The organism is Pseudomonas sp. CFBP13528 (assembly GCF_005233615.1).
GTDB classification, from domain to species: Bacteria; Pseudomonadota; Gammaproteobacteria; order Pseudomonadales; family Pseudomonadaceae; genus Aquipseudomonas; species Aquipseudomonas fluorescens_AM.
In genome coordinates this window covers 360,878-379,324 of the sequence record NZ_QGAJ01000002.1, presented here as the reverse complement: position 1 = coordinate 379,324, position 18,447 = coordinate 360,878, and the positions used below count along the sequence as shown (strand labels likewise).

Annotated in this window: 17 protein-coding genes; 8 read left to right on the top strand and 9 right to left on the bottom strand. The window is 62.4% G+C overall.

The window, feature by feature from the left end; genetic code table 11:
* Window positions 1–29: 29 nt before the first annotated feature.
* The 3 genes from PspCFBP13528_RS05270 to fecA all read left to right on the top strand — a co-directional run bounded on the left by PspCFBP13528_RS05270 (window position 30) and on the right by fecA (window position 3,883).
* The gene (locus tag PspCFBP13528_RS05270) at window positions 30–518 is read left to right on the top strand and encodes a sigma-70 family RNA polymerase sigma factor (RefSeq protein ID WP_065894835.1); all 489 of its coding nucleotides are present in this window, start codon (window positions 30–32) and stop codon (window positions 516–518) included.
* Window positions 515–1,456, top strand: coding sequence for a FecR family protein (locus PspCFBP13528_RS05265; RefSeq protein ID WP_065951731.1), 942 nt, complete (start codon window positions 515–517; stop codon window positions 1,454–1,456). Before PspCFBP13528_RS05270 ends, PspCFBP13528_RS05265 begins: the two co-directional genes overlap by 4 nt.
* A gap of 90 nt (window positions 1,457–1,546) precedes the next feature.
* The gene (gene fecA, locus PspCFBP13528_RS05260) at window positions 1,547–3,883 is read left to right on the top strand and encodes a TonB-dependent Fe(3+) dicitrate receptor FecA (RefSeq protein WP_137199751.1); all 2,337 of its coding nucleotides are present in this window, start codon (window positions 1,547–1,549) and stop codon (window positions 3,881–3,883) included.
* A 385-nt stretch (window positions 3,884–4,268) separates the two neighbouring features.
* Here fecA and PspCFBP13528_RS05255 read toward each other — a convergent pair whose 3' ends face one another.
* Complete coding sequence (locus PspCFBP13528_RS05255; RefSeq protein ID WP_137199750.1) at window positions 4,269–5,141, bottom strand: LysR family transcriptional regulator; 873 nt, start codon at window positions 5,139–5,141, stop codon at window positions 4,269–4,271.
* A 104-nt stretch (window positions 5,142–5,245) separates the two neighbouring features.
* Here PspCFBP13528_RS05255 and PspCFBP13528_RS05250 point away from each other — a divergent pair, with 104 nt between their 5' ends.
* The gene (locus PspCFBP13528_RS05250) at window positions 5,246–6,757 is read left to right on the top strand and encodes an MFS transporter (RefSeq protein WP_101218329.1); all 1,512 of its coding nucleotides are present in this window, start codon (window positions 5,246–5,248) and stop codon (window positions 6,755–6,757) included.
* 52 nt (window positions 6,758–6,809) lie between these two features.
* Here the strand turns inward: PspCFBP13528_RS05250 and PspCFBP13528_RS05245 are convergent, their stop codons facing one another.
* A complete protein-coding gene (locus PspCFBP13528_RS05245) occupies window positions 6,810–7,220 on the bottom strand; it encodes an HPF/RaiA family ribosome-associated protein (RefSeq protein WP_016978251.1) in 411 nt (136 codons plus the stop codon).
* Between the two features lie 213 nt (window positions 7,221–7,433).
* Window positions 7,434–8,381, bottom strand: a complete 948-nt coding sequence (locus tag PspCFBP13528_RS05240) for a LysR substrate-binding domain-containing protein (RefSeq protein WP_065951727.1) — start codon at window positions 8,379–8,381, stop codon at window positions 7,434–7,436.
* A gap of 137 nt (window positions 8,382–8,518) precedes the next feature.
* Between PspCFBP13528_RS05240 and PspCFBP13528_RS05235 the strand changes: the two genes are divergently transcribed.
* Window positions 8,519–9,895, top strand: a complete 1,377-nt coding sequence (locus PspCFBP13528_RS05235) for an L-serine ammonia-lyase (protein ID WP_137199749.1) — start codon at window positions 8,519–8,521, stop codon at window positions 9,893–9,895.
* Window positions 9,896–10,209: 314 nt separating this feature from the next.
* Window positions 10,210–10,527, top strand: a complete 318-nt coding sequence (locus tag PspCFBP13528_RS05230) for a DUF3509 domain-containing protein (RefSeq protein ID WP_137199748.1) — start codon at window positions 10,210–10,212, stop codon at window positions 10,525–10,527.
* On the opposite strand, the gene PspCFBP13528_RS05225 is transcribed toward PspCFBP13528_RS05230, so the two are convergent.
* A complete protein-coding gene (locus PspCFBP13528_RS05225; protein ID WP_057724703.1) occupies window positions 10,524–11,012 on the bottom strand; it encodes a phosphate-starvation-inducible PsiE family protein in 489 nt (162 codons plus the stop codon). The genes PspCFBP13528_RS05230 and PspCFBP13528_RS05225 overlap by 4 nt on opposite strands.
* Window positions 11,013–11,325: 313 nt before the next feature.
* Here PspCFBP13528_RS05225 and PspCFBP13528_RS05220 point away from each other — a divergent pair, with 313 nt between their 5' ends.
* Entirely contained in the window at window positions 11,326–11,586 is a 261-nt protein-coding gene (locus tag PspCFBP13528_RS05220; RefSeq protein WP_065951725.1) for a YebG family protein, read from the top strand.
* 59 nt (window positions 11,587–11,645) lie between these two features.
* Here the strand turns inward: PspCFBP13528_RS05220 and PspCFBP13528_RS05215 are convergent, their stop codons facing one another.
* Entirely contained in the window at window positions 11,646–12,665 is a 1,020-nt protein-coding gene (locus tag PspCFBP13528_RS05215; RefSeq protein WP_101218327.1) for a Glu/Leu/Phe/Val dehydrogenase dimerization domain-containing protein, read from the bottom strand.
* A 187-nt stretch (window positions 12,666–12,852) separates the two neighbouring features.
* Here PspCFBP13528_RS05215 and PspCFBP13528_RS05210 point away from each other — a divergent pair, with 187 nt between their 5' ends.
* Window positions 12,853–13,656: a transglutaminase family protein gene (locus PspCFBP13528_RS05210; protein WP_137199747.1), complete on the top strand. Its 804-nt coding sequence runs from the start codon at window positions 12,853–12,855 to the stop codon at window positions 13,654–13,656.
* Here PspCFBP13528_RS05210 and PspCFBP13528_RS05205 read toward each other — a convergent pair.
* The 4 genes from PspCFBP13528_RS05205 to hmgA form a co-directional block, all read right to left on the bottom strand.
* Window positions 13,653–14,984: an aromatic acid/H+ symport family MFS transporter gene (locus PspCFBP13528_RS05205; protein ID WP_065951722.1), complete on the bottom strand. Its 1,332-nt coding sequence runs from the start codon at window positions 14,982–14,984 to the stop codon at window positions 13,653–13,655. The two genes, PspCFBP13528_RS05210 and PspCFBP13528_RS05205, sit on opposite strands and share 4 nt — an antisense overlap.
* Before the next feature lie 152 nt (window positions 14,985–15,136).
* A complete protein-coding gene (maiA, locus tag PspCFBP13528_RS05200; RefSeq protein ID WP_065951721.1) occupies window positions 15,137–15,772 on the bottom strand; it encodes a maleylacetoacetate isomerase in 636 nt (211 codons plus the stop codon).
* Between the two features lie 12 nt (window positions 15,773–15,784).
* Window positions 15,785–17,071, bottom strand: coding sequence for a fumarylacetoacetase (gene fahA / locus PspCFBP13528_RS05195; RefSeq protein WP_065951720.1), 1,287 nt, complete (start codon window positions 17,069–17,071; stop codon window positions 15,785–15,787).
* Between the two features lie 3 nt (window positions 17,072–17,074).
* Window positions 17,075–18,358, bottom strand: coding sequence for a homogentisate 1,2-dioxygenase (hmgA, locus tag PspCFBP13528_RS05190; RefSeq protein ID WP_137199746.1), 1,284 nt, complete (start codon window positions 18,356–18,358; stop codon window positions 17,075–17,077).
* Window positions 18,359–18,447 lie beyond the last annotated feature (89 nt).

Genomic DNA, 18,447 nt, shown 5'->3' with positions numbered 1-18,447 from the left:
AGCATGCCGATGCTGATGGAGTGATCACGTTGCCGCCGTCCAACACCGTCGAAGTTCTGTACAACGACCATCACCACTGGCTCACCGGCTGGTTGCGACGCAAGCTCGGCTGCCCGCAAAGCGCCGCCGACCTGGCGCACGACACTTTCATCCGGGTGCTCAGCGCGCGGGAAGCGCCAACGCTGATCGAACCGCGCGCCTTTCTCACCACGGTCGCCAAACGTGTGCTGTTCAACTACTACCGTCGCCAGGACCTGGAACGCGCCTACCTCGACGCCCTGGCGCAAATGCCCGAGCACGTGGCGCCGTCGGAAGAAGACCGCGCAATCATCCTGCAAACCCTGGTGGAACTGGACCAACTGCTCGACGGCCTGCCGGTCCAGGTCAAACGCGCCTTCCTGCTGGCCCAGCTTGATGGTCTGACCTACGCGCAGATCGGCGCGCAACTGGGCATTTCCATCGCCACGGTCAAGCGCCACCTGCATAAAGCCGCCCTGCGCTGCTACTTCGCCCTATGAACGTCTCGACCCAGGTTGCCGAACAGGCCGTGCACTGGTTGTTGCAAATGCAGCAAGGCACGCTTGACCCACGCCAACAGGCGGCCTGGCAACAATGGCTGCAGGCGCACAGCGAACACCAGCGCGCGTGGGACCAGATCCAGCGCGTCAACCAGCGCCTGCGCGGCCTGCCTTCGCCCCTGGCGCACGCAGCGTTGAATGCACCGAAGTCCACCAGCCGGCGTCAGGCGCTGAAGCTGCTGTTGATTCTCGGCGCGGGTTCGGCGGCAGCCTGGAGCCTGCGCCAGCAACACATTTTGCCGCCGTTGACGGCGGACTACCGCAGCCCTGTCGGCCAGCGTCGCAGCGTGCCGTTGGCCGACGGCAGCCAATTGCAGCTCAACACCGGCAGCGCGGTGGATGTGCATTTCGATGGCCAGCAGCGACTGATCCGCCTGCTCGAAGGTGAAATCCTGCTGACCGCCCGCGCAGGTGCCACGCCGCTGCGCGTGCTGACCGGCCAGGGCTTGCTCAGCAGCCAGGCGGCGCGCCTGAACGTGCGTCAGTTCAATGACCATACCCAATTGGCAGTGCTCGATGGCCGTGTCGACGTGATGCCCAACAGCTACAGCGGCCTGCCACTGATCGTGAACGCCGCGCATCAGGTCAATTACACCCGCAAAGGCTGGGACAGCCCGCGTCCTGTCGACGCCAACAGCGGCGCATGGGCCGACGGCATGCTGGTGGCCGCGCACATGCGCCTGGAAGATTTCCTCGGCGAACTCGGGCGCTACCGCCGTGGCCAGCTCAATTGCGACCCGCAGGTGGCAAACCTGCTGCTGTCCGGCAGTTATCCGCTGGATGACAGCGAACGCATTCTCGACCTGCTGGAAGTCAGCCTGCCGGTAACCGTGCGGCGCTTTACCCGCTATTGGGTGACGGTTCAGGCCCGTGCGTGAAATGGTTTGAAAAACGCTGAGCCGTTTTCCAACCCTCGCGTGACAGAGAAGGAAAGCCACCTTGATCCTTCCTTCTCAGGACACCCCTTCATGCCCCTGCAACCGACCCTTCTTGCCCGTACCCTGCGCCAACTCCTGCTCGGCGCCAGCCTCAGCCTGGCGGTGCTGCCCCCGGTGATGGCGGCCGACACCAAGGCCTATCACATCGCGCCGACAAGTCTGGAGGCGGCCCTGAACCAGTTCGGCCGCGAAGCCGGGGTGCTGGTGTCCTTCGGTTCCGAGGTCACTGCCGGTTTGCAAAGCCCCGGTTTGGCGGGCAACTACAGCACCGCCGAAGGCCTGAACACACTGCTGGAAGGCAGTGGCCTGCAAGCCCGCGCCGAGGGCGACAATGCCTACAGCCTGCAACCGGCCGGCGTCCCGGCCACCCTCGAGTTGCAAACCTCCAACGTGGTCGGCGACTGGCTCGGCGATGCGGCGCAGACCAACGTGTTCGAGCATCCCGGCGCCCGTGACGTCATCCGCCGCGACGAATTCGAGCGCCAGGGCGCGACCCAGGCGCGCGACGTGCTCAACCGCATCCCCGGCGTGAATGCCCCGGACAACAACGGCACCGGCAGCCATGACATGGCGCTGAACTTCGGCATTCGCGGGCTCAACCCACGGCTGGCATCACGCTCCACGGTGTTGATGGACGGCATTCCCGTGCCCTTCGCACCCTATGGCCAGCCGCAACTTTCGTTTGCACCGATCAGCATGGGCAACATGGACGCGGTGGACGTGGTGCGCGGCGGCGGCGCGGTGCGCTACGGCCCGCAGAACGTCGGTGGCATCGTCAACTTCGTGACCCGTGCGATTCCGGATGCGCCCACCGTCAAAGGCGGGCTGCAGACCGAAACCAGCCCGTCCTCCAGCCACGATGGTTTCAAGACCACCGGCAACCTGCTGGCCGGCGGCACCGCCGACAATGGGCTGGGCGGCGCACTCTTGTACTCCGGCACCCGTGGCGGCGACTGGCGTGAAAACAGCGACACGCGCATCGACGACCTGATCCTCAAGGGCAACTACCAGCTGGATGACGCCAACAGCTTCAACGCCATGGCGCAGTACTACGACGGCGAGGCCGATATGCCTGGGGGCTTGAGCGTCAAGGACTACAAGGCCGACCCGTACCAGTCGACCCGCCCCTACGACAAGTTCTGGGGCCGCCGCACGATGTTCAACGTCGGCTACCGCTACGAGCAGGATCGCCGTGAATTCACGGTCAACAGTTTCTTCACCAAGACCCTGCGCAGCGGTTACCTCGATCAAGGCAACTTCCTCTCGCTGTCACCCCGCGAGTATTGGGTACGTGGCCTGGAAACCCGTCTCGCCCAAGGCTTCGACCTCGGCCCCACCACCCACGAAGTCGGCGTCGGTTACCGCTACATCAACGAAGCCGGCCACGAGTTGCGCTACCGCACGCCGATTGCCGCCAACCAGCAACTGCCGACCACCGACAGCCGTAACGACCGCGACACCCGTGGCGGCACTGAAGCCAATGCGTTCTTCATCGACGACCGTATCGATATCGGCAAGTGGACGATCACACCGGGCATCCGCTACGAAATGATCAAGTCCCAACAGACCAACAACCTGAGCAACGTCAACTACAAAGGCGACTACAACACCGCGCTGCCGGCGTTGAACGTGCTCTATCACCTCACCGACGACTGGAACCTCTACGCCAACACCGAAGGCTCGTTCGGCAGCGTGCAGTACAGCCAGATGCCCAACCGCGTGAACAGCGGCGAAGTGAAGCCGGAAAAAGCCCGCACCTGGGAGCTCGGCACGCGCTATGACAACGGCAGCCTGCGCGCGGAAATCGGTGCGTTCCTGATCAATTTCGACAACCAGTACGACAGCAACCAGACCAACGACACGGTGATCGCCCGCGGTGAAACGCGGCACCAGGGCATCGAGTCGAGCATCAACTATGCCCTCGACGGCGTGAGCCCGGCGCTGGCGGGCTTCGATGTGTACGCCACCTATGCGTATGTCGACGCGACCATCCGTGAAGACGGCCCGAACAAAGGCAATCGCGTGCCCTTCTCCTCCCGGCACAAAGGCACCCTCGGCGTGGGTTACACCGAAGGCCCGTGGAAGCTCAACCTGGACAGCAGCTACCAGAGCAGCCAGTTCGCTGACAACGCCAACACCCAGGCCGAAAGCGCCGACGGCGCGAACGGACGCATCCCCGGCTACATGCTGTTCAGCAGCCGCGCAGCCTACGACTTCGGCCCGCAGCTGTCGGACTTGAACGTCGCGGTCGGGGTGAAGAACATCTTCAACAAGCAGTACTACACGCGCTCGTTCGACGATAACAACAAGGGCAAGTACGTGGGTGAGCCGCGCACGGTGTATGTGCAGACGTCCATCGCGTTCTAGCTGTGAGCCTTGAAATTACAGACCACAACCAATCCAAATGTGGGAGGGGGCTTGCCCCCGATTGCGGTGGGTCAGCTAAAAATATACTGACTGACACTCCGCCATCGGGGGCAAGCCCCCTCCCACACCGATCCTCCGTGTGTCCAGGATTCGGGTTCTAACTGCCGGCCAGGCAATACGCGGGTGAGCCGCGCACGGTGTGTGTGCAAACGTCCATCGCGTTCTAGCTGTGAGCCTTCAAATGACAGGTCACAACACATCCAAATGTGGGAGGGGGCTTGCCCCCGATTGCGGTGGGTCAGCTAAAAATATACTGACTGACACTCCGCCATCGGGGGCAAGCCCCCTCCCACATTTGATCCTCAGTGTGTCCAGGATTCGGGTTCTAACTGCCCGCCAGGCAACTGGGGGTGGCCGCGACCAGCGCATCGATGGCGCACCGTGTCTTGGCCGGCATGTGCGGCGCCGTCGGCCAGATCACGTGGATGGGGGCCGGCTGCTCGCGACAGCCAGGCAGCACCGCCTCCAGCTGCCCGCGCAGCGCATAGTGGGCAATCAACCAACTCGGTAACCAGGCCAGGCCCACGCCTGCAATCGCCGCATCGGCCACAGCCTGGAGGTCGTCCAGCACCAGGGGCGTGACCAGGCGCGAGCGCTGGGCGTTGTTGCTGCGGTAAGCAATGCCGCGATGAGCCGCCAAGTCCTCGATACATTCAATTGGCCCCCTGCGCTGCAAATACGCCGGTGACGCCGTCAAACCCATGACCTGCTCCCCCAGACGCCGCGCACTCAGACGGTCAGTATCCGGCAACGGGCCGATACGCACGGCAATGTCGAAGCCTTCCTGCGTCAGATCGGTCATGCGGTCGGAGAAGCAAATGTCGATCTCGAGTTGCGGATAACGATCCATCAAGCCCCACAGGGCAGGCCCGGCATAGTGGTGACCAAACGCCAGCGGCAAACTGGCGCGCAAGCGCCCGCGTGGCTGCTGACGGCCGCTTTCCAGCACGGACTCGGCCGCCTCCAGCTCCGCCAGCGCGCGCAGACAGTGCTCGTAGTACGCCTGCCCATCCTCGGTCAGACGCTGGCGGCGCGTGGAGCGTTGCAACAGGCAGGTGCCCAGGCGCGCTTCAAGCCGCGCCAGGCCCTTGCCCACCGCCGAGCGCGTGAGGTTCAGCCGCTCGGCGGCGGCGCTCAGGTTGCCGCTTTCGACGATGTGCAGAAACAGTTCGACGCCATCGAAACGTGGGGTGGACATGGTGGATTGTCGCCTTTTAATCCCCTATCAAGGGAAAAGTTATCGCAAATAAAGAACCCTATTCCCGAGAGAATACCCCCTCCCCCTCTCTTAAGGAACTGCGTATGCCACCTGTCGCCGCTCTATCGGCCCTCAGCCCGGCGCATGCCGCCAGAAACGGCCTGGCGCTCACCGCCGTGTGTCTGGTGGCCCTGATGTTCGGCCTGGAAATTTCCAGCGTACCGGTCATCCTGCCCACCCTTGAACGCGAATTGGGCACCGGGTTTCAAGATGCCCAGTGGATCATGAATGCCTACACCCTGGCCTGCACCAGTGTACTGATGGCAGCGGGCACCCTGGCCGATCGCTTTGGCCGCCGACGCGTGCTGGTGCTGTGCCTGTGGGTGTTCGGCCTGGCCTCGCTGGCCTGCGGGCTGGCCAACGACGCGTCAATGCTGATCGTGGCGCGCTTCGTCCAGGGCATCGGTGCCGGCGCGATGATGATCTGCCAGTTCGCGATTCTGTCGCACTTGTTTCGTGAACCGGCGGCACGCGCCCGGGCCTTCGCAATCTGGGGCGTGATTGCCGGCGTAGGCCTGGGATTCGGGCCGATGGTCGGCGCGCTGATCCTGGCAGTCGCGGATTGGCGCTGGGTGTTTCTCGCGCACGTGCCGCTCACCCTGTTCACCCTGGTGCTGTTGCGCATCAGCGTGCAGGAATCCCGCGACCCGGCCGGCCATCGCCTCGACATAGCCGGCATGTTGACCTTGACGCTGTCGGTGTTCGCCCTGGTCTACTTCATCACCCAGGGCACCGAGCACGGCTTCGCCACACCGGCCATGCTCGGCTGGGCGGGCCTGGCGCTGGTGGCGTTGCTGCTGTTCATCGTGGTTGAAAAGCGCAGTGCCCATCCGATGTTCGATTTCTCGGTGTTTCGCATCCAGCGCTTCAACGGTGCACTGATGGGCTCGATCGGCATGAACTTCAGCTTCTGGCCATTCATGATCTACCTGCCGCTGTATTTCCAGGCGGGCCTGGGCTACGACACCCTGACCACCGGCGGCGCCCTGCTCGCCTACACCTTGCCGACCTTGCTGGTGCCACCGCTGGCAGAACGCCTGGCCCTGCGCTACGGCGCCGAACGCATTATCCCGGTGGGCCTGGCGACCATGGGCGCAGGGTTTCTGGCGATGGCCGCGGCCAATGTCGCCGCCCAGCCACTCACGCTGCTGGTACTGCTCAGTTGCGTGATGGCAGGCACTGGCCTGGCGCTGACCAACTCGCCCACCACCAACACCACCACCGGCGCCGTCTCGGCTGATCGCGCGGGCATGGCCTCGGGCATCGACTTCAGCGCCCGGCTGATCACCCTGGCGCTCAATATCGCGCTGATGGGCCTGGTGCTGTTACTGGGGATCGGCCATTACCTGGCCGAGGTACTGCCGCCAGGCACGGCAATGGATTGGCCGGCCCTCAGCCAGCACCTCGCGGCGGGCAAGCTGGACGCACGGGGATTGGCGTTCAGCGATGCCCAGGCAGCTCTGCGCAACGGCGCCGGCTGGGCCATGCTCTTTGCAGGGTTGGGTGCTTGCGGGCTGGCGATGCTTAGCGGGTTTTTCTTTCGCCAGCGCAGGTAAACGAAAACGGGCCTGCTCGCGCAGGCCCGTCTTCAATGAAAGTCAAAAACCGTCAGCCGTTGAATACGGCACGTTCTTTTTCCAGAAACTCCTGTTCAAGCTCATCTTCATTGACTTTGGTGGTCGGCTGGTTTTTACCGGCAGCGCGGGGCTTGCCTTGCAGTTTGCCGAACAGATGTTCCAGCGCGTGATCGAGCTTGGTGGCTGCGCCATCGATCGCTTGTTCCAGCGTATCGGCCTTGTGTAGCACCGAAAGCGGTTGGTGGCCTTTTGGCCGAGCCTCCAGACGGCAACTTAAATCGTGGGGACCGGGCTTGTCGCCGTTCTCATCCCGCAGGTAGACCTCCACACGGGTCAGGTCTTCTTCATAACGTTCGAGCGTGCTCTCAATGGTGGTACGTACCCACTCCTCCAGTCGGATGCTGCTTTCAATATGGTTATCGCTATTGACTTGGATTTGCATAGTTCTTCCCTTATTTCAGCTAGCTCGCCAGAGATCACAAACTGCAACACCGGGGTGGTGAAACCATGACCTCTTGATTACACAATTGAGCACCTGCTGAAACATTTCAACCCCTTTGCAAAGATAAATCCCACATTACAAATTAACCCTGACGACGGGCAAAAACGCTGGTAGGGTGGGGAGTTAGTTACAACTTCTTACGTCCAGTTTTCCTCAAGATTGCCCCGCTCCCAACGGGTGCAGGGCGCGAAAAATCCCCGCTTCTTCCACCAGCCAGTCGTGCACCGCCCGCACGCCGGGGTGACTCAATGCACCCGGCGCATACAGCAGCACGTAGCGTTTATGGTTGGGCACGGCCAGGCCAAACGGCACGATCAGCGTGCCGCGTTCCAGCTCATCATTGAGCAAGGTGCGCCGTGCAATGGCCACACCCATGCCGGCAATGGCGGCTTCGATGGTCAGGTGGTTGCGGTTGAAGGTGTGCCCGCGACGCACATCGGCATCGGGGTAACCGATGGCATTCAGGTAGAACTCCCACTCGGCATACTCAAAACTCCCACGCCAGGCGGTGATGTCGTGCAGCAACGGAAAGTGGGCAAGGTCGGCGGGGCCATGCAATGGCGGCCGGCCACGCAACAGGCTGGGGGCGCACACCGGAAATATCTGCTCATCCAACAGGGCTGTGGATAACAAGCCGGGATAGCTGCCATCGTTCAAGTCGATGGCCAGGTCGAAGTCGCCCTCATGCAGCGCGACGCTGCTGTCTTCGGCAACCATGCGCAACTGAATGTCCGGAAAGCGTTGCTGCAAGCGTGGCAGGCGCGGGGTCAGCCACTTGCCGAGAAACGACGGGATCGAGCGCAGGCGCAAGGTGCCACTGATCATCCCCGCGTCCAGACGCTGCAATTCGGCGTCGATGCTGCCATAGGCCTCCCCTACCACTGTCGCCAGGCGCTGCCCTTCGGCGCTGAGCTCCACACCCCGTGCGCGGCGGTGAAACAGTCTGAAGCCCAGGCGCTCTTCCAACTGACGGATCTGCTGACTCACCGCGCCCGGCGTGATGTGCAATTCCTCGGCGCAGCGGGTGAACGAAAGGTGCCGCGCAGCGCAAGAAAAAACATGCAGCCAGACATAGGTCTGGCCATGAAGGGGCCGGGTCATAGCGTTTAGTCCTGCTAAAAGGTGTCTTAGGATAATTCGTTGGTCAGCGCCGATCCAGAGGCTCAGTATCGCGCCAACTCCGCCTGCGCTACAAAACATGGCAGCGATGTCCACTCCATTGCTTGTAAGGCTTTAGCATGGCTATCAGCGTTTTCGATCTATTCAAGGTGGGCATCGGCCCGTCCAGCTCTCATACCGTCGGCCCGATGCGGGCTGCCGCGACCTTTGCCCAGGCACTGGCCGACCAGCAGTTACTCAGCCAAACCCGGCGCGTCGAAGTGCGCTTATACGGTTCGCTGTCCGCGACCGGTGTCGGCCACGCCACTGACCGCGCCTGTGTGATGGGTTTGATGGGCGAATGGCCGGATCAGGTCGACCCCACCTCGATCAACGCGCGCATCCAGCAACTGCGCGAGTCCGGCCAGTTGTTACTCGCCGGCCGACAGGCCATTGCCTTCGACTGGCACACCGACCTGCTGCTGCTCGATGAAAGCCTGCCCTACCACCCCAACGCCATGTCCCTGCACGCCTACGGCGACGGCGGTCTGTTGAGCGAGCAAACCTACTATTCGGTGGGCGGTGGTTTCATCATCGAAGCGGCCGAAGCCGCATCGGGCATAGCGCCGACCAGCGATGTGCAATTGCCCTACGACTTTTCCAGCGCCGTTGAACTACTGGCCTTGTGCAACAAGCACGGCCTGCGGGTTTCGGAATTGATGATGGCCAACGAACGCGCCTGGCGCAGCGACGAAGCCATCCGCAGCGGCCTTCTGCATATCTGGTCGGTAATGCGCGAGTGCGTGGAACAGGGCCTGCGCGATGAGGGCATTCTGCCCGGTGGTTTGGACGTGCCGCGTCGCGCTGCGAAATTGCACCGCAGCCTGCTGGAAATCGCCAAGCCCAATGTCATCACGTCAACCTTGTCGGCCATGGAGTGGGTCAACCTGTTCGCCCTCGCCGTCAACGAAGAAAACGCCGCCGGCGGGCGTATGGTCACCGCACCGACCAATGGCGCGGCGGGGATCATCCCTGCCGTGCTGCATTACTACATGAAATTCAATGCCGACGCGTCTGACGACGACGTGGTCAATTTCTTCCTGGCCGCCGCCGCCGTCGGCATCCTCTGTAAAAAGAACGCCTCGATCTCCGGCGCCGAAGTCGGCTGCCAGGGCGAAGTGGGTTCGGCTTGCGCCATGGCCGCTGCAGGGCTGGCGGATATCCTTGGCGCCACCCCCGAACAGTTGGAAAACGCCGCCGAAATCGGCCTGGAACACAACCTCGGCCTGACCTGCGACCCCGTCGGCGGCCTGGTGCAGGTGCCGTGCATCGAGCGCAACGCCATCGCGGCCGTCAAAGCGATCAACGCCACGCAAATGGCCCTGCGCGGCGACGGCAAGCACTTCATTTCCCTCGACCGGGTGATCCGCACCATGCGCGATACCGGCGCCGATATGCATGACAAGTACAAAGAAACGTCGCGGGGCGGCCTGGCGGTCAGCTGGGTGGAGTGCTGATCGGGCTGATTGCGCTGTCTGCGATCGTTTTCTCCGTGCTGCCCTGAAACAGGTCACTTCCCCCAAGCACAACGCAGTTCAAATGTGGGAGGGGGCTTGCCCCCGATAGCAGTCTTTCAGCCAAGTATTCATTGGCCGATGCACCGCCATCGGGGGCAAGCCCCCTCCCACATTTCGAACCCCGCGACTGTACGGCACGCCCCTTGCTGTAGAGCTTTTGAGGAAAACGGACTTTGGCCGGTGGTCAGGCAACGCGAACTATTCCCGACACCGGTCGTCAATGACTGCACGTTCTTATCAGGCGGTAACGCACCATGGACAACCCTTTTCAGATCATCACCGACACTTTCAGCCCACAATACCGCGTCAACCTGAGCATCCAGCGGCTGGACGGCAGCATCATGCTCACCCTCTCCGATGACGGCGGCGTAGTGGCCAAGCGCATGATCAGCGCCGAACAACGCAACGACCCGCAACGGCTCAAGCGCCTGGTGCAAAGCATCCAGTTCGGTATTGCCATCGAGCAGGGTCACAGCGCCATGGAAATCCTGGCGGTGATGACGGATGGGGACAATCACAAGCTGTTGCAGCGGCCGCCCGCCCGTCATCTGCCGTTCAGCGTCGGGCTTTAAAGCTCGCCCTTCTCGGTTTCCAGGCTCGCCTCGCCCTTGCGACGCGGGCCTTCGACTTTCACCGAAGGGAACGCCGACGACGCATAGCGCACCACCAGAATCGCGAAGGCCAACAGCAGAATCCCGCCGCACAAGTAGATAATGCCTACGTCAGGCGGGTTGTGATGGGACACGTTGGAAATCAGCAGCCGCGTCAGCGCCGTGATGGCCACGTAGATCAGGAAGCGCACGGGCATGTGGTTGGTCTTGAAGTAAATCCCGACCATGGCGCCCAATTCCAGGTAGATGAACAGCAGCAAGATGTCATCGATCTTGATGTGCCCGTTCTCCAGCATCCCCAGAAATTCCATCACCGCCGCCCAGGCGGTCACTGCACCAATGGCAAACAGCGCCAGGTAATGGAACGACTCCACAAACAGATTGCCCAGCGACTCGGCCAGCCCATGGACTTGCTGGCGCAGCTTTTCGGCCCAGTTGATTTTCACGATGTTGCTTCCTTAGGTCGGTGCGACCGGATAATGCGGGGTGGAGGTGACGGTTGTTCTGCTTGCAGGAAAAAGGCCAGCGCTGGGGAATAAGATGGTGGCCGTCTGACACGAGGCACTTATTTCACCCAGCTCGTTCCCACCCTCCGCGCGGTAATGATCGAACCGGTTAAATTTCCGGTGTAGCAACCCCCCATTTCCCAACTACATTAAAAACCTGCTATCCAAACCCCGGCGTTTGGCTTATGCTTTTAGCTGTATATAAATACAGTAGTCGAAAAGACAACTATCGTGAAGGCATGTGAGGTGGTGAATGGCCGTCGAAGTGGTATACCGCAGCAGCCGAGATCAGGAGCGTTTGTTCATGAATAAAGCCGAAGCTGACGCTCATGACAAGATGCTTGAACTCGCTGAGTTGCTGGCAGAAGTGTTGCAAAAAGCCGTGCCGTCCTTGAGCGAGCAGCAGGTGGAAGAAGCCGGGATCTATATGGCGAAGAACCGCGATGTGTTTGCCAAGGCGTTCAAGAGCCAACCGGACGCGCTGTCCGAGTTGTTGAACGCGGTGGCGGAATAAAGCCCGAATTGAACAGGCCCTGAATCATCGACTCAGGGCCTTTTTAATTTAAGGCCGGGTCATGGGTAGAGCAGGCGCTCGGCGAGTTCGTCCGCGACACGTGCCGGGGAGCGTTTTTCAGCCTGGGCATGGGCGTAGATTTCGGTCAGGCGCCTGCCGATGTTGGACAGGTGCGCGGTGATGCTGGGCAGCTCGGCGCCGTTGTGTTTGAGGGCCACGTAGATCAGGCCGCCGGAATTGATCACGTAGTCGGGAGCGTAGAGGATGCCGCGGCCTTCCAACTGATCGGCAATGTCCAGGCGGGTCAGTTGTGCACTGGCAGAACCGGCAACGGCGGCGCAGCGCAGTTGGCCGACGCTTTGGCGATTGAGCACCGCGCCCAGGCCGCACGGGGCGAGGATGTCGCAGGGGGTGCTGAGCAAGGCGTCGTTGGCGATGGGGTGGGCGCCCAATTGTTCCATGGCCAGTTGCACCTTGCCGTGGTCGATGTCGCTGACGAGCAGTTCGGCGCCCGCCGCATGCAGTTGTTCGGCCAGGGCGTAACCGACATTGCCCAAGCCCTGCACCGCCACGCGCAGGCCTTCGAGGTTATCACTGCCCAGGCGGGCCATGGCGGTGGTGCGAATGCCGGCAAACACCCCCATGGCCGCATGGGGCGCCGGGTCGCCGGCGGCGCTGGTGCTGGTGACGAAGCGAGTGTGTTGGGCGATGCAATCCATGTCGGCGACCGAAGTGCCGCTGTCGATGGCGGTAATGTAGCGCCCGCCAAGCTGCTCGACACAGCGGCCGAAGGCTTCAAACAGCGCGGCACGGCTCTCCACATGGCCCGGGCGCAGGATGACCGCCGTGCCGCCCCCCACCGGCAGGCCGGCCAGGGCGGCTTTGTAGCTCATGCCTTGGGCCAGGCGTGCGGCGTCAGCCATGGCCGTTTCATCGTCGGGATAGGCCAGGTAGCGGCAGCCGCCCAGGGCAGGGCCCAGGCGGCTGTTGTGGATGGCGATGATCGCCTTCAGCCCGGTCACCGGGTCGACGCTCAGGTGCAGCGATTCCAGGCGGGTGCTGTGCATGAGCGCAAACATCGTCGTGCTCCCGAATCACTTCTGGTAGTGGCCCAAGTATAGGCTGGCGGCAGAAAAGTGCTGGATTGCACTGGAATAAGCCGCCCAATTTCGTGAGTTCTGTGACATAAGCGAGTGGGATATTTCTTATGGTGCTGGACGAAAATTCACAGCAAGGCTAAAACGAGAGCATCCGCCGGAGAATGCAATGAATCCCCGCACCGCTTTTTTCGCCTGCCTGGAGCGTTCACCCCCCGCGCTGTTCGAAGCCGCGCTGTGGATTGCTGCCGAACACGACGCCACCGTACAGCCGTTGCTGATCCTGCAGGCATTCAGCCTGTTGCAACAGCAGGTCAGCCTGGGCATGCCGGTGCTGCCGTCCGATGAGCTGGGTCAACCGTTGCTGCGGCGCATGAACGACTTGGGGTTTGCCCAGGATGATTTCACCCCGTTGCGCCCCGCCGCCGCCTTGTTGGACAAGGTGTTGCAGCGCAAGCGCGGGCAACCCCTGGCCATGGGCCTGATCGCCCTGGAACTGGCGCGGCGCCTGGACATCCCCATGGTGGGGGTGAATTTCCCCGGCCACTTCCTGCTGCGGGTGCCCGGTGCCGATCACCTGCTGGACCCCTGTGGTGGCCGACGCCTGTATCCCAACGACTGTCGCGAACTGCTGCATCGCCAATATGGCCCGAACCTCAAATTGCAGGCCGAGCACCTGCACACCGCCGAGCCTCGCTCGATCCTGCAGCGGCTGTCACGTAATCTGCGCCAACTTTACCTGGCCAACGACGAACCGCTGGCCGCCCTGGTGGATGCCGAGCGCGTACTGGAACTGGGCAATGCCAGCGCTGCCGATTACCTGGCACGCGCCAGCCTGTATCAGCGCCTGGACTGCCCGAGCGCCGAGCGCTTTGACCTGGAACACGCGCTGATGCTCAGCGAAGACCCGATCCAGCGCCTGCGCCTGACCGAGCGACTCGGCCATCTGCCGCCCAACGCCATCGTGCATTAACGCACCTTCAAGCGGGCCACCGGCGAGCGCACCTGAATAATCAACAACGCGGCAATCACCGCTGGAATCCCACAGAAAAAGAAAATCTGCTGCACCGGGATATGCATCGCCAGCAACATGCTGCCGAACAACGGCCCCAGAATCGACCCGAAACGCCCCACGCCCAGCGCCCAGCCCGTGCCGGTGGCGCGTACGTGCGCCGGGTAGAAGTTGCTGGCGAATGCATTCAGGGTCAGTTGCCCGCCGATAATGCAGAACCCGGCGGCAAACACGCAGGCCACCAGGTAGCCAGGGTTGTCATGATTCAGGCCCAGCAACACCGTGCACACCGCGGCCGCTGCCAGCACGCCGGAGAGCAGACGCACCTTGCTTTTCAACCGATCGGCCAACCAGGCCATGCCAATCGCGCCCAAGGTGCCGGCGAACAGGAACATCGAGGTCACCAGATTGGCCTGGTTCAGCGCCAGCCCGCTTTCGAGCAGCAGCGAAGGCAACCAACTGATCATGAAGTACAGCAGGATCAGGCTGACGAAAAAAGTCGCCCAGATCAGCAACGTCGGGCGTGCGTAGCCATTGCGAAACAGCTCCAGCACCGTCAGTTGGCTGCCCTGCTCCTGGAGATTTTCGGCTTCGCTGGCAGGCGGCGGTTGCCAGTCGGGCAACATGCGCGCGGTGACTTTGCGTAGACGCAGATAAGGCGGCGCATCCCGCAGCAAACGCGGCAGGGATTCGGGCAGCAGCCACAGCAGGAACGGGAACAGCAGCAACGGCGTCACCCCACCCGCCAGAAACACCGCCTGCCAACCAAAGCCATCAATAAACCCGGCCGCCACGAAACCACCCGCCGCACCGCCGAACGAGAAACCACAGGCTGCCAGAGTGACCATCAACGTGCGCATGCGGGGCGGTGAATATTCCGACATCAGGGCCATGGCGCTGGGCATCGCGCCGCCCATGCCGATGCCGCAGATGAAGCGTGCGGCCATCAATGTGGTCAACGAATCGGCAAACACCATCAATACGGTGAGGCTGGCGTAGATCAGCACACAGCCCAACAGGATACGCCGCACGCCGAACCGGTCCGCCAGCGGTGTCACCAGCAGCGAGCCCAGTGTCAGGCCGAGCAGGTTGGCGCTGAACACCGGCCCGAACGCGGCTTTTTCCAGGCCCCAGTCCTTGGCCAAGGCAGGGACTACATAGCCCAGCACCTGGGCGTCGTAGCCGTCGGTCACCAGCAGCAATGCCAGCAACAGAAGAATCAACCACTGGTAGCGCGACACCGGACGGGCGTCGAGTGCCGCGCGGAAGCTGGCAATCTGATTGTGCATCGCAAGGGACCTTTATTTTTATTAGGTTGGCACGCTCACTGTGGGAGGGGGCTTGCCCCCGATTGCTGTGCATCAGCAATACATTTATCAACTGACACACCGCTATCGGGGGCAAGCCCCCTCCCACATTTGGAGCCCTGCAGTTTTGAGCGCTATGGGGTGTCAGGTTGGTGGGCCGGGTGAGCCTGCACGAACGCCGGATGCTGCGCCGCCAACGCCGCCACTCGGCCGATGCGCGGGTACGCACCCAACGGCACCTTGAAACGTTCGGCGGCATACAGCTGGGGAATCAGAAAGGTGTCCGCCAAGCCCGGCTGCTCGCCAAAGCAAAACCCTGTGTCGCCAATCAACTGCTCCACCGTGCCCAGGCCCTGGCTGATCCAATGCCCGATCCACTCCAGCAATTGCCCCTCATCGTGGCCCCACTGGCGCAGCAGGTTCTGAGTACTGGAGTTATGCAACGGGTGGATATCGCAGGCGATGATCGAGGCCACCGCGCGTTGATGGGCACGGGCGGTCAGGTCCTTCGAGAGCAGCGGTACCTGTGGATAACGTTCCTCCAGGTATTCGATGATCGCCTGGGATTGAAGCAACAATTGCCCCTCATCGCTGCGCAAGGCCGGCACGCGCCCTTGCGGATTGATCGCCAGGAACTCGGGCTGGCGATTGGCGCCGCCCGCCGGCACCAGCAGATTGACCGGTATCGCAGTGAAATCCAGGCCCTTGAGGGCCAGGGCGATGCGCACCCGGTACGACGCGGTAGAACGGTAATACGTATACAGTTCCATGACCCTGCCCTCTCAGCGTGCGGCGACTACGGTACCGCGGCATTCACCGAAACCGATGGAGGCGAAGCCTTCACGATTGCAGCGGGCACGCAGGATGATTTCATCGCCGTCTTCAAGAAATTTGCGCACCTCACCAGAAGCCAACTCAATCGGCTTTTTGCCGCCTTCGGTGATTTCCAGCAGGCTGCCGAACTGCCCCGGCTGCGGACCGGACAAGGTGCCCGAACCAAACAGGTCACCGGCTTGCAACTGGCAGCCGTTGACGCTGTGGTGCGCCACCATTTGCGCCACGGTCCAGTACATATGTTGGGTGTTGCTCAAGGTCAGGCGATGGGCCGGCAGGTTCTGTTCACGCATCGACGCCGTGGTCAGCAGCACTTCCAGTTCGATATCGAAAGCGCCCGCCTTCTGATCGCGAGGGTCCAGCAGGTACGGCAATGGCTGCGGATCGCCTTCGGGGCGCGGCGGTTGCGCCTTGCGAAATGGCTCCAGCGCTTCGGCCGTCACCACCCATGGCGAGATGCTGGTGATGAAGCTCTTGGACAGGAACGGGCCGAGCGGCTGGTATTCCCAGGCCTGGATATCCCGCGCCGACCAGTCGTTGAGCAGGCAGAAGCCGGCGATATGTTCGGCCGCGTCGCCTATGGCAATCGCATCGCCCATGGCATTGCCCTGGCCGATCCAGATACCCAGTTCCAACTCATAGTCCAGGCGTGCGCAGGGGCCGAACGTCGGCTCGGCTTGGCCGGCGGGCAAGGTCTGGCCTTTGGGGCGACGGACCTCGGTGCCCGAGGGGCGAATGGTTGAGGCACGGCCGTGGTAACCAATCGGCACGTACTTGTAGTTGGGCAACAGCGGGTTGTCGGGACGGAACAGTTTGCCGACGTTCTGCGCGTGTTCGATGCCAACATAGAAGTCGGTGTAGTCATTGATCCTGGCCGGCAGGTGCATCCGGCAATCGGCAGCACGGTGCAACACCTGCGCCTCACGGGTTTGCAGCGGGCTGCCTTCGGCCAGCAATTGCAGCAGGCGCTCGCGTAACGCCACGCGGGGGCCGCGGCCAAGTTCGAAAAAGGCATTCAATTGGCCACCGGCGGTCGCTTCCACTGCTCGCCGGGCTTCACCGTCAAACTGGTCCAGCGCCGCGTGCAGGTCGAAAACCGCGTCGCCAATCGCCACGCCACTGCGCGGCGCCGAGCCATTGAGGCTGAACACCCCCAGCGGCAGATTTTGCAGGGGGAAGTCCGCGTGACCGTTGGCCGAGGCCACCCAGCTGCGGGTCTGCGTTGGTTGAGTCATGGGCTATCTCCGATTCGGGTTGAAGGTGGCGGGCAGTGCGGCCCAGCACGCGTCGTAAGAGGGCTGCAGTTGCGGGCATTGCAAGGCGAACTGTGTGGGCCGCAGCACTTGGCTGGTCTCGAACATGAAGGCCATGGTGTTGTCGATCTTGTGCGGTGCCAGCTCGGCATTGATTGCCCTGGTGCAGGTCTCGCCATCCGGTCCATGGGCGCTCATGCAGCTGTGCAGCGACGCGCCGCCGGGCAGGAAACCCTCGGCCTTGGCATCGTAGGCGCCCTGGATCAGGCCCATGTATTCGTTCATCAGGTTGCGGTGGAACCACGGCGGCCGGAAGGTGTTCTCGGCCACCATCCAGCGCGGCGGGAAGATCACGAAGTCGAGGTTGGCCAGGCCATGCACGCTGGTGGGCGAGGTCAGGACGGTGAAGATCGACGGATCCGGGTGATCGAAGCTCACCGTGCCGAGGGTGTTGAAGCGGCGCAGGTCGTATTTGTACGGCACGTTGTTGCCGTGCCAGGCGACCACATTGAGCGGCGAATGGTCGAGTTCGCACGCCCACAGCTCGCCGAGGAACTTCTGCACCAGGGTGGTCGGTTGCTTGAGGTCTTCGTAGTGGGCGACCGGCGTCAGGAAGTCGCGCGGGTTGGCCAGGCCGTTGCTGCCAATCGGGCCAAGCTCCGGCAGGCGCAGCGGCGCGCCATGGTTCTCGGCGACGTAACCGCGTGCCTGGGCGTCGAGCAGTTCGACGCGAAATTTGAGCCCGCGTGGCAATACCACAATTTCCAGCGGCTCGACTTCCAGCACGCCAAGCTCAGTGGTGATACGCAAACGGCCCTGTTCGGGCACGATCAACCATTCGCCGTCGGCATTGAAAAACACCCGCTCCATCGACCGATTGGCGCGGTAGTGGTAGATGCTGATCCCTGAGGGTTTTTCCGACCCGGAATTGGCCACCATTGCTGCGAGCCCGTCGATAAAGTCGGTCGGCTCACCTGGAACGTCCAACGGGTTCCAACGCAACCGATTGGGCGTCACCGCGCCCAGTGGCCCACCGGCCAATTGCCGCTCCAGCTTGATAAACGCCGGGTGATTGGCCGACGGCTGGATGCGGTACAGCCAGGTACGCCGCGCTTCGCTGCGCGCCATGGTGAACGCGGTGCCGGAGAACAGTTCGGTGTACAGCCCGTAGGGCGCTTTCTGCGGCGAGTTCTGGCCAACGGGCAGTGCGCCAGGCAAGGCTTCGCTGGCAAATTCGTTGCCAAAGCCCGACAGGTATTCGAGGTTCATGCAGCGTCCTCTGGGTCAGTTGTTTTTATCGTAATCCAGTTACGCATAACGTAATTTGATCGCCAGGGAGCGTCAAGCTATAAAGACGC